Source organism: Actinoplanes sp. M2I2 (assembly GCF_023544445.1).
Taxonomy (GTDB): Bacteria; Actinomycetota; Actinomycetes; order Mycobacteriales; family Micromonosporaceae; genus Actinoplanes.
Genome location: NZ_JALPVJ010000032.1, coordinates 1 through 14194, shown reverse-complemented (window position 1 = coordinate 14194; position 14194 = coordinate 1). Strand labels below are relative to the sequence as shown.

The 14194-nt window shown below is 69.2% G+C and carries 7 protein-coding genes; 3 read left to right on the top strand and 4 right to left on the bottom strand.

Annotated elements, in window-relative coordinates; genetic code table 11:
- Nucleotides 1-6 precede the first annotated feature (6 nt).
- The 4 genes from HJC40_RS40800 to HJC40_RS40785 all read right to left on the bottom strand — a co-directional run bounded on the left by HJC40_RS40800 (nucleotide 7) and on the right by HJC40_RS40785 (nucleotide 8705).
- Nucleotides 7-1107, bottom strand: coding sequence for a hypothetical protein (locus HJC40_RS40800; RefSeq protein WP_250009026.1), 1101 nt, complete (start codon nucleotides 1105-1107; stop codon nucleotides 7-9).
- Nucleotides 1108-1291: 184 nt separating this feature from the next.
- Entirely contained in the window at nucleotides 1292-4150 is a 2859-nt protein-coding gene (locus HJC40_RS40795) for a glycoside hydrolase N-terminal domain-containing protein (RefSeq protein ID WP_250009025.1), read from the bottom strand.
- Entirely contained in the window at nucleotides 4147-5847 is a 1701-nt protein-coding gene (locus tag HJC40_RS40790) for a ThuA domain-containing protein (protein WP_250009024.1), read from the bottom strand. Before HJC40_RS40790 ends, HJC40_RS40795 begins: the two co-directional genes overlap by 4 nt.
- Before the next feature lie 29 nt (nucleotides 5848-5876).
- Nucleotides 5877-8705 carry a PQQ-dependent sugar dehydrogenase gene (locus HJC40_RS40785; protein ID WP_250009022.1) on the bottom strand — a complete coding sequence of 943 codons (2829 nt, stop codon included), beginning with the start codon at nucleotides 8703-8705 and terminating at the stop codon, nucleotides 5877-5879.
- A 437-nt stretch (nucleotides 8706-9142) separates the two neighbouring features.
- Between HJC40_RS40785 and HJC40_RS40780 the strand changes: the two genes are divergently transcribed.
- From HJC40_RS40780 to HJC40_RS40770, 3 genes are all read left to right on the top strand, one after another.
- A complete protein-coding gene (locus HJC40_RS40780; RefSeq protein ID WP_250009021.1) occupies nucleotides 9143-10522 on the top strand; it encodes a ricin-type beta-trefoil lectin domain protein in 1380 nt (459 codons plus the stop codon).
- 153 nt (nucleotides 10523-10675) lie between these two features.
- Nucleotides 10676-12115: a polysaccharide deacetylase family protein gene (locus tag HJC40_RS40775; protein WP_250009020.1), complete on the top strand. Its 1440-nt coding sequence runs from the start codon at nucleotides 10676-10678 to the stop codon at nucleotides 12113-12115.
- Nucleotides 12116-12674: 559 nt separating this feature from the next.
- Nucleotides 12675-13862, top strand: coding sequence for a cytochrome P450 (locus tag HJC40_RS40770; protein ID WP_250009019.1), 1188 nt, complete (start codon nucleotides 12675-12677; stop codon nucleotides 13860-13862).
- Nucleotides 13863-14194: the final 332 nt, after the last annotated feature.

Below are 14194 nucleotides of genomic sequence, written 5' to 3'. Positions count from 1 at the left end.
GGGCTGTCATCGGCTGCGGAAGCCGGGTAGGACGTCGAGTAGCGGAACGATCAGCGCCGTACCCGCCGCCATGGACATCGTGTTGGCGACCAACAGCGGTAGGTGTGCGGGCAGCCTTCTCGCGATGAACGCGGCCAGGGGTGGTCCCACGAGCGCGCCGAGAACCGCCCCGGCCAGCACCGCCGGTACGGTGCCTCCGTAGGTCAGCACCACGGCCGGGGCGATCGACACCACGGGGATGAAGGTCGGGTACCAGCCGGCCCGCGCCCACTGACGCCGCCACAGCACCACCCCGAGCGCGGCCGTCGACACCTGCGCGATCAGGATGTGCGAGACCAGCCCGGAGCCGTAGGCGGCGGAATCAGGGTTGAGCCCGTAACTCAGCAGAATGCCGGCTATCAGGCCCACGCCGGCCCATTCGTTGCCGTAGAACTGTGCTTCGGTGAAATCCGCGACCGTGCGCCGGACGGTCCAGAAGGGGCGCCCGGTGGGACTCGGCTTCTTGCGGCCATCGATCGCCGGTCGGGGCATCCACGGCAGGGAGCGGCAGAGCGGCAAGGCGATCAGCGTGCTCACGGCCATGGCGGTGGTCGTCCCCACGACGTTCGGAAGGCCCGTCGGCCGGCAGACGAGGTTCACCAGGAGCAAAGCGATCGGCGTGGTCAGACCGGCGCCGAGGACCGCGCCGGTCACGGCCACGGCCCACCCGCGTCCGTGGACGAGGACCAGGGCGCACGGCAACGACACGAACGGCACGAAGGTCGGCTGCCACACGCCGGACACGGCGACCGTCCACCCCCAGGCCACGTTGCTGATGAGCAGACCGAGCGCGGCGCTGCCCGCCATCCACGGGAACAGTGCGCCTCCGCTCAGGCCGAAGCCCGCCCACCTTCTTCCTCGGCGGGCACCCCAGTAGGCCGTGGCGGCGCCGGCCATCATGAGGACACCGGCCGGCGTGTCCCTCTGGAAGCCAGCTTCAGTGGTGTCGCCGATGACCCAGGTCAACCACAGGCGTACCTGGGTGTGATCGCCCGCCCAGAGCCGGAAGCCCGACGAGAAGACGGCCGGGAGCCCGACCAGGTTGCCGATGGCGGCTGTGGTGGCCATCAGCGCTCCTCGGGTCGTCGGGTCTGCTCCCAGCCTCGCGATCGCCGGCCACGCCGGCCAGGACGGCGAACCCTAAATCGGTGTGTGTTCACCGGACGAGGAGTAGGGCTGACCGGATGGCATGGAAAAGCCCGAACCTGCGAGTCGCAGGTTCGGGCTGTCCGGGTCTCGGGTGGGGGAGAGCTCAGTCGATGCGCTGGAGCTGGAAACGTTGATGGGCGCCGCTGCCGGGCGTCCACTGCGAGATACGGGCGCCGTCGGCGGTGGCGGCCTGCCACACGTCCATGGCCAGTCCGCTCAGGCGGTTGAGGAGCCGGACCACTCCGCCGCCCTGGTCCTCGACCCGCCACTGCTGGGCAGTGGTGCCGGCGTCGGGCTGCTGGGTGATGTCGGCGCCGGTGCCGGTGCCGGCGACTTGCAGCACCAGGCGGCTGTGCCGGGCACGGATCCGGTAATACCCAACGTCCGACGGCAGGAATTCGAACTGTTGGTTGAGGGCGGTGGTGGTCTGCCACTGGATGAGCTGCGCGCCGGCGGCGGCGGACGCGCCGTTGATGTCGGCGGCCTTTCCGCTGTGCTGGGCGACCAGCCGGTAAATCACGCCCGTCTCCACCGGCCCCGACGGGGTGGCCGTCGCGCGGTAGGTGTGGCCGGCCTGTCCGGTGAACTGGACGAGGTCGGTCTCCAGCCGGGTCGGCTGCACGGCGACGCCGCTCGTCTCGTCGCGCAGGTCGAAGGCGCCGGTGAAGATGCGGCTGCGGACCCGGACCGCGCCGGCGCGGTCCGGGGTGATGACGAGTTCGGTGCGGGTGCTGCTCCAGGCGGCGCCGACCGTGTAGCCGCCCCGGCCGCGCAGACCGGTGAAGCTGCCGGTCGGCCAGGCCGACGGAAGCGCGGGCAGCACATGCAGCTCGCCGTTGTGGCTGTGCAGCAGCATTTCCGCGATTCCGGAGGTGGCGCCGAAGTTGCCGTCGATCTGGAACGGGGGGTGCAGGTCGAACATGTTCGGCGCGAGCCGGTCCGTCCGCGCCAGGTCGCGCAGGAGCTTGTGGGCGCGCGCGCCGTCCTCGAGCCGGGCCCAGAAGTTGATTTTCCAGGCCAGCGACCAGCCGGTTCCGTCGTCGCCGCGCAGTTCCAGGGTCTGACGCGCGGCCTGGTGGAGCTGGGGTGTTCCCCGCCGGGTGATCTGGTTGCTGGGATGCAGACCGTACAGGTGGGAGACGTGCCGGTGGTTGCGCTCGGTCTCCACCCAGTCGGCCAGCCACTCCTGGATAGTGCCGCGCGAGCCGACCCGGGTGGGCGCCAGCCGGTCCCGCGCCGCCGTGACCTGGGTGCGGAAGGCGGCGTCGAGGCCGAGGACTTCGCCGGCGCGGGCGACACCGGTGAACAGGTCGCGCAGGATCTGGTTGTCCATGGTCGGCCCGGCGCACACGCTGGCGTTCGCGTGGTGGGGCAGTTCGGGGGAGTTCGACGGGTTGGTGACCAGGTGGCCCAGGGTCGGGTGGGTCACCAGCGAGTCGAGGAAGAACTGCGCGGCGCCCTTCATGGCGGGGTAGTTGGCGCGCAGGAAGGCGACGTCGCCGGTGAACTGATAGTGGTCCCAGATCATCGTGGCGAGCCAGGCGCCGCCGGTCTGCCACATGCCCCAGACGGCGCCGTCGACGACCGACGAGCCGCGCCAGGCGTCGGTGTTGTGGTGGGTGACCCAGCCGCCGGCGCCGTATTGCGCGGTGGCGGTGCGGGCCCCGGTCACCGCCAGATCCTCGATCATGTCGAAGACGGGCAGGAAGCATTCGGACAGGTTCGTGGTGTCGGCCGGCCAGTAGTTCATCGGCAGGTTCGCGTTGATGGTGTATTTGGAATCCCAGGACGGGGCCATCTCCTGGTTCCAGATGCCCTGCAGGTTGGCCGGCTGGGTGCCCGGCCGGGACGAGGCGATCAGCAGGTACCGGCCGTACTGGAACAGCAGCGCCGACAGCTGCGGGTCGTTGACGCTCGCGTGCTGGGCGATCCGCACGTCGGTGCTCTGATCGGCCGCCGCCGTACGGCCCAGGTCGATCGTCACCCGGTTGAACAGCGCCTGATGGTCGGTCACGTGCCGAGCCCGCAGCTGGTCGAAGCCGGTGGTACGCGCGGCGGCGAGGTGTCGCCGGGCGATGCCCTGGTAGTCCCCGTTGACCGTGCGGTAGTCGACGTAGCTCGAGCCGATGGACACCAGCACGGTGACGCTGGTGGCCCCGGAGACCCGCAGCGTGCCGCCGGAGCTGCTGACCGTGCCGCCGGTGACGCTCGCGCCGGCCAGGGCGAGGAACCGGACCGAGCCGGCGATGCCTTCCATGTCGCCGGAGATGCCGTCGAGGGCGATCGTCGTGGAGTCGGGACTGGACACGGTCGTGCGCTGGGGGCTGTCGAACGTGGCGGTGAAGGTGATCGCGCCGGCCCGGTCGGCCGTCAGCCGGACCACCACCACCTGGTCCGGCGCGCTCGCGAACACCTCCCGCTGATAGCGCACGTCGTTCTGCACGTACGTGGTGGTGACCGTCGCCGTGGTCAGATCGAGCGTCCGGTTGTATTGAGACGCTCCGGAGGCGCTGCCGAGGGCGAGCCGCAGGTTGCCGACCGGCTGGTACGCCAGCTGCCCGACCGGATTGCCGAGCATCGTCTGATTGATCAGATCCTGGGCCGGGACCCACTGGTCGGCGAACACCCGGCGCCGGATCTCCGCGAGGTTGGCCGCGCCCCGCGTGTTGGCCGAGTCGTAGGGCCCGCCGGCCCACACGGTGTCCTCGTTGAGCTGGAGCCGTTCGGTGTCGATGGTGCCGAACACCATGGCCCCGAGGCGCCCGTTGCCGATGGGCAGGGCGCGCAGCCAGTCCGTTCCCGCCGGTTCGTCGTACCAGAGCGCCAGGTCCCCGGCGGCCAGCACGCCCGCCGGTGGCGCGGCGCCGGCCTTGGCGACCGCTGTCCACCCGGCCGGCAGCAGAGCGGCCCCGGCCCCGGCCATCCCGGCCGCGAGGAGCTTTCTGCGTGTCACGTCGGTCATGACGGAAGGGTCCAGCGCTGGTTGGCGGCGCCGTGGCAGGTCCAGATGATCAGCTGGGTCCCGTCCGCGGAGCCCGCGCCGTTCGCGTCCAGGCATTTGCCGGACTGCGGGTTCACCAGGGATCCGTTGGCCCCCGGAGCCCAGTTCTGGCCACCGGAGCCGTTGCAGGTCGACAGCTGGATCGGCGCGCCGTTGGCGGTGCCGCCGGCGACACTCAGGCACTTGTTGAGCGTGCGCAGCGTGTTTCCGTTGACCGTCCACTGCTGGTGGGCGCTGCCGGTGCAGCCCCACAGCTGAATCTTCGTACCGTCGGCGGAGTTTCCACCGCTGACGTCGACGCACTTGCCCGTGGCGCCGGTGATCGGGCCGGTCCGGGGGGTCGTGCCGGCCGACTCCTTGATTCGGATGTTGCGGAACGACACGTCGTCACCGGCGCCGTGGTTCTGGATGCCGATGTAGCCGGAAGTCAGCGACCGCGCCGGGTCGGTGTTGGTGAAGTCGTTGACGGTGACGCCGTTCAGCAGGACCTGCAGCCGTTCCCCCTCGACCAGCAGCTCGTACGTGTTCCATTCACCCGGCGGGTTCAGCGCCGCGTCGCGGGCGGCGAGGTCGGCCGACTTGACGCCGTACACCGCGCCGGTGGTCCGGTCCGTGGTGTCGGTGGCGTCGATCTGTACCTCGTACCCGTTGGCCATGGCCGCGTTCGGGTCGCTGCCGGCCGGGAACCCGATCAGCACCCCGGAGTTGTCGTCGCCCGGCATCATCCAGTCGAGCTTCAGCGAGTAGGAGCGGAACTCCTTGGTGCTGTACCACAGCATGCCCAGCCCACCGGACGAGGTCAGCGTCGCGTTGCTGTTGCTGAACCCGCCCGGCCCGGCCTGGGTCCAGCCGGTGGTGCCCCCGTTGTACAGCGCGGTGTAGCCGGTTTCCGGCCGGCAGTCGGCCTTGGTGCGGTTGGCCGCGTACCGGATGCCGCCCAGCAGCAACGCCCGGAAGCCCGGCTCGGCGTACGAGGCCTGGGTGTGGCCGCTGCCGGTGTAGAACGAGCGCCCGCCCTGCAGGGTCTTGCACCAGGTGTACGGGTGGTCGCCGCCCATGGTGCCGCCGGAGTAACTCGACTCGTCCAGCGTCGACAACACCCGGGCCGAGGATCGGGGGTTGCTCCGGAAGTTGTACCACTCGTCGGTCCGCGTCACCGTCGGCGCCAGTCCGGCGGTGGCGGCGTGGGCCCGGTTCTCCACCCGCTCGGTCGCCTGCTGGATCGCCGGGTGCGAGGAGAAGTACGCCCCGACCAGCTGACCGTAGAACGGCCAGTCGTATTCGGTGTCCGACGCCGAATGCACACCCACATACCCGCCGCCGGAACGGATGTAGCTCTCGAAGGCGCTCTGCTGGGTGGCGTTGAGCACGTCGCCGGTGGTGTTGAGGAAGACGACGGCCTCGAACCGGGCCAGGGTGGCCGCGGTGAACTGGCCGGCGTCCTCGGTCGCGGTGACCGTGAAGCTGTTGGCCGCCCCGAGATCACGGATCAGCTGGATGCCGGCCGGGATCGCATCGTGCCGGAAGCCGGCCGTCTTGGAGAACACCAGGACGTCGTACGGTGCGTCGGCGGCCTGCGCCGGTGTCCCACCGGTGCCGGCGAGGGTCAGCAGCACCGCTGCCGCCGCGCCGAGGATGGTGCGGGTCAGTGCTCGCATGGTCGGGCCTCTCATGGCCGGTGTTTCGCTCATGGCAGGGTCCAGCGCTGATTGGTGCCGCCGTGACAGGCCCAGATGATCAGTTGGGTGCCGTTGGCGGAGCCGGCGCCGTTGGCGTCCAGGCATTTGCCGGAGGCGGCGTTGACCACTGAGCCGTTGGCCCCCGCCGTCCAGTTCTGTGCGGTGGAACCGTTGCAGGTCGACAGCTGCACCAGGCTGCCGTCGGCGGTGGCGCCGCCGGCCACGCCCATGCACTTGCCCAGCGACCGCCAGGTGTTGCCGGTGCGGGTCCACTGCTGGTTGGTGCCGGTGCCGCAGGTCCAGAGCTGAATCTTGGTGCCGTCGGCCGAACTGGCCGCGTTGACGTCGACGCACGAACCGTTCGCGCCGACGATCCGGCCGGTGCCGCCGCTGCTCGGCGCCGCGCCGATCGTGAACGCGTCCACGTCGAACAGCGTCCCGGTGCCGCCGCTGAACGTCAGGTACAGGGTGGTGGTGCCGGACGGTGCCGCGGACAGCGTCGTCGACACGTCGGTGAAGGTCTCCCAGCTGCCGGTGGTCGGCACCGTGACGGATCCGAGAACCGTGCCGGTGGGTGACCCGGTGCGCACCGTGAGCGTGCCGCCGCTGCCGCCCGACGAGACCCGGGCCGTGAAACGGTTCTCGCCCGCGAGCGCGTACCGCTGGAACGCGATCCAGTCGCCGTTCTGGATGTCGCCGACCGTCTGCCCGCCCTCGGCGGTGGTCTTGCTGAACAGGGAGGTGCCCGACTGGGTGTTGCGGTGCTCGGCCTGCCGGTGCCGGGGCTGGAGGATCTTCTGCGCCCGGGTGGTCAGCGCGGGCTGGCCGTTGGCGCCCCGGTCGGTGTACTCCGCGTCGAGCACCGCGAACAGGTTGGCCGCTGTGTCGTGCTCGCCGTCCACCGGGATCCGCAGCGTTCCCGAGCAGCCGGTGCTGGAGCTGATCGGGTGCGCGTGGTCGTCGTGGCCGAGCAGGTAGCTCAGCTTGACCCGGGTGCAGTCGACGGCGCCGTCCTCAGGATCCGACACCGTGATCGTGTAAGGCACGTTGTCGCCGAAGGCGAAGAGTGCTCCGTCGGCCGGCGTGTTCAGCACGACGGTGGGGGCGGTGTTGCCGACCGAGATCGTGGTCGAGGCGCTGGCGGTGAGGCCGGCGGAATCGGTCACGGTGAGGGTCACCGTGCGCTGGCCGGTACTGGCGTAGGTGTGGCTGGGATTGGCCGCCGACGAGGTGGTGCCGTCACCGAAGTTCCAGGAGTAGGTGAGAGCCCCGCCTTCGGGGTCGGACGAGCCGCTCGAGGAGAAGCTGACGGTCAGCGGCGCGGCGCCGGACGAGGGGTTGGCCGCGACGCGGGCGATCGGCGACTGGTTGTTGCCGGCCCCGTTGTACTCGATGCGGTACAGGGCCGAGCTCGCGTCCCCGTTGCCCCAGCCGGTGCCGTAGTCCAGCACGTAGAGGGCTCCGTCGGGACCGAAGGCGCTGTCCATGATCTGCGTGCCGCGCCACGGGAAATCGCTGATCTGCCCGGCCGACCCGTCGGCGTTGATGTCGACGCTCTTGATCCAGCGCCGCCCGAACTCCATCGCGAAGTAATGCCCGTCAAGGGTGGACGGGAATTTGACCGTGGACGGGTTGGCGGCGTCGTAGCGGTACACCGCGCCGCCCATCGGCGACTCCGAGCCGCAGCCGAACGCGGCCAGCGAGCAGTTGTCGTACTTGATCCAGGCCGGGCGCGCGGCCGGCAGATTGGTCAGCCCGGTGTTGCGGGGGGAGTTGTTGACCGGCGCGGCGCAGTTGAACCGGCTGCCCGACGGCCCGGACGGGAACGTGTAGTCCACGTAGGTCTCATTGGTCGTGTTCGAGCCGGTGCAGTAGGGCCAGCCGTAGTTGCCGGCCGAGGTGATCCGGTTGAACTCCACCTGACCCGCCGGCCCGCGCGTCGAGGTGGTCGTGCCGGCATCGGGTCCGTAGTCGGCGACGTACACAGCCCCTGTGGGCTTGTCGACGCTGAGCCGGAACGGGTTGCGCAGCCCCATCGCGTAGATCTCCGGGCGGGTCCGGGCGGTGCCGGGCGCGAACAGGTTGCCCGAGGGGATCGAGTACGTGGCGTCCGGGTTCACCTTGATCCGCAGCACCTTGCCGCGAAGGTCGTTGGTGTTGCCCGCGCTGCGCTGTGCGTCGTAGACGGGGTTGCGATCGCTGCGCTCGTCGATGGGCGTGTAGCCACCCGAGTCGAACGGGTTCGAGTCGTCGCCGGTGGACAGATAGAGGTTGCCGGCCGCGTCGAAGTCGATGTCACCGCCGACATGGCAGCACATGCCGCGATTCGTCGGCACCTCCAGGACGGTCACCTGGCTGGAGGTGTTGAGGGTGTAGTCGGCGTTGAGCGTGAACCTGGACAGCCGGTTCACCCCGTTCCACGCGGAGAAGTTCGTGCCGGTTGCCGGTGCGTCACCGCCGGGTGTGGAGAGCGGCGGCGCATAGAAGAGGTAGATGAACCGGTTGCTGGAGAATCCCGGATCCACGCCTACGCCCTGCAGGCCCTCCTCGTCGTGCGTGTAGACCGGCAGGGTGCCGATCGCGGTGGTGACCCCGGCGCTGGTGGTCCGGCGCAGCACGCCGTTGCGGGCCGTGTGCAGCACCGAGCGGTCCGGCAGCACCGCCATCGACATCGGCTCGCCCAGCTCGCCCAGCCCGCGGGCCAGCTCGACCTGCTGGAAGTCGGCCGCGACGACTGGGTGGGCGGCGGCGGGCGAATCGGGGCCGACAACGGTCGCCACCAGGCCGGCGGCCGTGAGAATGGCGGCCGCTGCGGCCGCCATCGCGCGTCTTCTCATGGATGGTCACACCTTCGTCGTCGGCTTGTGAACGTTCACACACTGTTGATCGCGGTTTTGCTCGAAAGATTCGTGTGACGTCATACGTTAGATACCGGATCGAAACAAGTCAATGCTCCGTGCCCGGCGCCCGCGGCTGTCCGCGAAGAGTCCCTCAGTGCCGGTACCGCCGCTACCTGTTCCTTCCCCCTTCTGCGCATCCTGCGATTTGGCGCGATGGACTGTGGAAATTCGTATGACGTGTGTTGTATAGATGGATCCCGATGTCATGGGCGCCGCGCCCACTACCGAGGGGGGGCGCCATGATCCGACGGCAATGGACGGATTCCGGAGCCACAGCCGGTCCGGTGGAGCCTCCGCCGTCCCGGCGCCATCGGACCGAAAGGCTAGCTGGGGGCCGGGTCCTGGCGCGGCTGGCCGGCGTCCTGACAACCCTTATGGCGATCCCGCTTGCCCTGGTGGCCACCGCGCCGAGCGCGTCGGCGGCGACGAGCCAGTTCCGGGGAGTCAACTGGGCCCGTACCGGCGACAACTTCACCGGAGAACCGCTCGTCCTGTACGGGTTGAGCGGCAGCGACAGCTACACCACCGTTCGCGCCAAGGCGGACGCCGTCCTCGCCGGTTTCGAGCGCAACCTCGGCGCGAACACCGTCCGGCTGCCGATCAACACCGCTTCCGTCGGTACGGCGTGGTGGAATTCCTACACCGGCGTCACCGACTCGGCGACTGCCCGCGGCATGAAGGTCATCCTGTCGTTCTGGGACGACGGCCGGGCATCCTCCGGTGGCCGGGTCACCGACACCGCCGCCTTCAACGCGATGTGGAACACGGTCGTGGCCAAATACGGAGCCAACCCGCTGGTCTACTTCGAGCCGATGAACGAGCCGGCCGGCTACAGCGCGGCGGACTGGAAGAACGTGGCCGCCGCGTGGCTCGCCGCGCGACCGTCGGTGCCCCCCAACCGCGTGTTCATCAGCGGCTCCGGCTTGAACCAGGACATCAAGACGATGTGCGCCGACAGCCGCTTCGACGGGACCTACCTGTCCCTGCACCACTACACGTTCTTCAGCGGCGCGAAAACGTACGACGGGTGGGTGAACTTCCTGCGTGATGCTGTCGGAACCTGCGCCGACCGCACGGTCATCGACGAGTTCGGCGCCCCCATGGACACCGGCCTCAACTACGACGACGCCAACAGCACCGACAATTTCGTACGCTACTTCCGCGCCACCACCCAGGTGCTGCGCGAGCTCGGCATGGGCTCGGTCTACTGGCCCGGCATCGGTGGCAAGGTCACCGCCGGGCAGAACGACGACTGGTACGCGATGCAGAAGCTGCAGGGCAGCGGCACCAACCTGACCCTGACTACGCCGAACGTCACAGGGGCCGGGCGGCTGCGGTACGGGTGGGGCCTCACCGGCACCGACCCGGCGCCCGGCAACCGGCTCCGCAACGGCGGCTCGGGCCGCTGCCTCGACGTCCCGGGCGCCGTCACCGTCAACAACACCCAGGTCGCCATTCATGACTGCGGAACGGGCACGAACCAGCAGTGGACCACCACCTCCGCCCGGGAGCTGCGGGTCTACGGCACCAAATGCCTCGACGCCCGTGCCCGGGGAACCGCCAACGGCACAGCGGTCGTCATCTACGACTGCAACGGCGGCACCAACCAGCAATGGGTCAACGTCAACGGCACCATCACCGGTGTGGCCTCCGGGCGCTGCCTGGATGTGACGCAGAACGGCACCGCGAACGGCAGCCGCCTCCAGTTGTGGGACTGCACAGGCGGAGGCAACCAATTGTGGTCCCGCGCATGACCAGGTGATCTGACGGCGGGCGGTGGCTGAGCCGACCGGATCGCTGGGGTCTGAACAGTATCGTCAAGTCTTGTACTGAAGGCCCGAATCTTGTCCGGAGTCCCGCAGTACCGGGCTCGTTCCTCGGTCGGCCCGGGTATTAAGGTGGCCGCCATGAGTGATCCGGAAGGCCCCCGATCCCACCGAGCGCCGCGGCGGTCCCTGCTCAAAGTGGGCGCGGTCGGGGCTGGTGTGGTGGTGGCCGGGGCCGGGGCGACAGCCCTGGCCCGCAGCGGGATCTTCCAGAGCGATGCGGCCCGCCCGGTGCTGCTCGGCGCGGCCACCGTCGCGGGATTGTCTAAGGCTTCCTGGTCGCAGAACTTCCAGCCGGGCCATGGCTGGAAGAGTGCCGGTGGCAACGTCCAGAAGGTCGTCCTCGATGACACCTCCGAGTTCGTCCGGGGCACGCAATCCATCTCGCTGACCACCGCCGGAAGGGCGGGCGCGGGCGGGACCAATGCCGACCAGGCGTGCGTGGAGCGGCTGGGCGGCCCGGCGGTGAACCTGAAGGGCAAGGCCATCCGTCTGATCTTCGCGGTGTCCGACGTGGAGAAGTTGCGCTGGATCAACTTCTACGTCGGTACGGCGGGCCTGGACAACGCCTTCCGGTGGCGAGTGCACACGCACGCGAAGGGCCAGAACTGGGTGCAGTCCGGCGAGTGGGTGGCGGTGACCCTGCAGTGGGGTGACCTCAACGCCTCCAGCGGGACATACAAGATCAACCCGGCCCGCATGCCCTCGGTTCAGGGCGGGTTCACCGACATGCGCTTCTCGGTGATCGACGCCGGCACGGGCCCGTGCACCGTCCGGCTCCAGGCGGTCGAGATCGTCCCCGACATCAAGTCGTCCCACCCCAACGGCCTGGTCTCGATCACCTTCGACGACTCGTGGCAGGACGTCTTCACCAACGGCCGTCCCCTGATGGAGAAGTACGGGTTCGCGGGCACCACGTACACGATCGCCGACCAGATCAACACGGGCGGCAAGTTCACGACGGATCAGCTGCGGGCGGCCCAGAACCTGTCCGGCTGGGAGGTGGCCGGGCATTCCTATCAGGGCGCCGTGCATGCCGCCCGCTACAGCGGGGTGACCGCCGAGGTGGTCGACAAGGACGCCGGCGCGCTGCGCCGCTGGATGCGCGAGAACAACTTCAACAGCGACTCGTTCGCCTATCCCGGCGGCCAGTTCGGAACAACGACCGACGGGCAGAGCGTCGAGTCGATCGTTCAGCGCTACTTCACCACCGGCCGGTCGATCATCGGCGAGGACACCCGCGAGAACACCCCACCGCCGATGCCGATGCGGCTGCGGTCCCTGACCGGCATCAGCTCCACCCAGAAGGGCATGTCGAACCCGAACACCCTGGTCGCCCGGGGTGGCGTGCTCGACCGCACCCAATACGCCGGCGGCTGGCTGATCCTCTGCTTCCACCGGGTCGTCACGACGACACCGAGAAACAGCTCCGAGTGCCACAAGAACGACTTCGCCAAGATCATGAAGGCGATCAAGGGCCGCGGCATGGAGGTCCGCACGGTCGGCGAGGTCATGGGCTGACCGTTTCCCGGTCAGCTCGATCGGCCGGCCAATGGCGCCGTCTTGGGTGACGGGACCTGACGTTCGCCGCCCACAACAGCCCGAGCTCGGAGACGGGGTCGGGTGCGGCGAACCGGTTCGCGTACGCCGAGGGTGATCCGCTGTCGAACACCGACACCACCGGCAGTGCGGTCAGGACGACCACGCCTGCGCGCTGCGCCGCTATCAGGCCGCCATGGATGTCTACAACGACGCGATGGATCAGCGCGACCGGACACGCAGGCCGCGGATATGCGGTGGCTGAGTTTTGCCGAGGCCGCGTCGGTACGGGCTGGCTCGACCATGATGGCGAGCAGGCGGCTGGTGTGATGTCTTCCCCGCACCGCTATCGATGAATTTGACCGATGCCGTCGGCGGCACGCCTGCCGACGCTGCCCGGTCACGAACCCCTCCCGCCGGCTACCGGCCATGCCTCGCACGTCTCCGTTCAGGCTCGTCAGCTGCGTCACTAGAGCTCCCTGCGCCCATTCGCGATATGTAAAGTGCAATATATCGCGCGCTCGAGACGTTGGGGGTTGGTATGACGACAGAGGTGTTTCCGTTGCAGACGGCCGAAGGCTCGCTCCAGGAGGACGCGGCCCGGCTCCAGGCGGCCGGGCCCGCCGCCCGGGTCGAGCTCCCGGGTGGCATCGCGGCCTGGTCGGTGACTCGGCACGACGTGCTGAGGCGACTGACCGAGGACGACCGGCTGTCCCGCGACGCCGGGCAGCACTGGCCCGGGCTGGACAGCGTGCCCGCCGACTGGCCCCTTGCCCCCTTCCTCATCTCGCCGACCGTCCTCAACGCGTACGGGAAGGAGCACCGGCGTCTCCGGCAGATCATGGAGGTCGCCTTCACGCCCGCTCGCGTCGAGGCGTTGAGCACCAACTTGCAGAAGCGGCTGCCGGCCCTGCTCGACGCTCTCGGCTCGGCCGACGTCATCGACGTCCGGGCGGAGTTCGCCCAGGTGATCGCCGTCGAGACGCTGTGTGACCTGTTCGGGGTGCCGGTCGGCGAGTGGCCCGCGGCCAAGAAGGCGATGCTCGACCTGCTCACTCCCTCCGGCGACGCGGACGTCGCCGCCGCTCAGCTCGAGGGGGCGATGGGTTTCTTCGCCGGGCTGGTCGCCGGCAAGCAGCAGGCTCCGGGCGACGACATGGCCACGACTCTGGCCCAGGCCACGACCATGACCGCCGAGGAGCGAGTGCTGGCGCTGGCGGTCACCGTCGCCGGGGGCGTGCCGGCGACCACGGACCTCATCACGAACGCCGTCGTGGATCTGCTGGGCCACCGCGATCAGCTGTCCGCCGTGACCGGGGGCAGTGTTCCGTGGTCGGCTGTCGTCGAGGAGGCCTTGCGGTTCGACGCGCCGGTGCAGCACATGCCGTTGCGGTACGCCGTGGAGGACATCGACCTCGGCGAGGGCGTCGTGATCCGGCAGGGCGATCCGGTGCTCATGGGCTTCGGGGCCGGAGGCCGCGATCCGCGGCGGCACGGGGAGACGGCCGACCAGTTCGACGTTCACCGGGCGGACAAGGCGCACCTGGCCTTCGGGCACGGCGTGCACTACTGCATCGGCGCGCCGCTCGGCCGGGTCGAAGCCGAGGCGGCTCTGCCGGCGCTGTTCGAGCGTTTCCCGGACCTCGCGCTGGCTCGGCCGGCCGACAGCCTGCAGCCGCTCCCCATTTTCATCTTCAACGGCCGGACCGAGGTTCCCGTACGCCTGTGACATGTCGATTCATTAGGTGAACCTGTTGGACTTGCCACACGATTGAACAGCGATATTGCACGTCGGTTACGCAAGAGTGGTGGAGCACCGACCGGTGCGCCATTGTTCGAAGGCCCACAAGGCCGAGGGAAGTGGATTTCATCAGATTAGCCGGCGCCCGGGAAACCCGGGCGCCGGCTAGAACTGTATGCGTTATCCGTGTCACTGACGTGATCTCAGCAAGGTTCGTTGAGGTACCGGTATTCGAAATGGGTGAGGTGTAGCGCTGCGGCGACGACGTCGCCGATTCTGCGGGGGCTGATCGTGCTGTGGCGCAAGGTTTTCCAGCGGCT

Bases quoted from the DNA above. Each gene is read 5' to 3' on its own strand.
- HJC40_RS40795 (WP_250009025.1), bottom strand. From the start codon at position 4,150: ATGACCGACGTGACACGCAGAAAGCTCCTCGCGGCCGGGATGGCCGGG.
- HJC40_RS40770 (WP_250009019.1), top strand. From the start codon at position 12,675: ATGACGACAGAGGTGTTTCCGTTGCAGACGGCCGAAGGCTCGCTCCAG.
- HJC40_RS40800 (WP_250009026.1), bottom strand. From the start codon at position 1,107: ATGGCCACCACAGCCGCCATCGGCAACCTGGTCGGGCTCCCGGCCGTC.
- HJC40_RS40790 (WP_250009024.1), bottom strand. From the start codon at position 5,847: ATGCGAGCACTGACCCGCACCATCCTCGGCGCGGCGGCAGCGGTGCTG.
- HJC40_RS40775 (WP_250009020.1), top strand. From the start codon at position 10,676: ATGAGTGATCCGGAAGGCCCCCGATCCCACCGAGCGCCGCGGCGGTCC.
- HJC40_RS40785 (WP_250009022.1), bottom strand. From the start codon at position 8,705: ATGAGAAGACGCGCGATGGCGGCCGCAGCGGCCGCCATTCTCACGGCC.
- HJC40_RS40780 (WP_250009021.1), top strand. From the start codon at position 9,143: ATGGCGATCCCGCTTGCCCTGGTGGCCACCGCGCCGAGCGCGTCGGCG.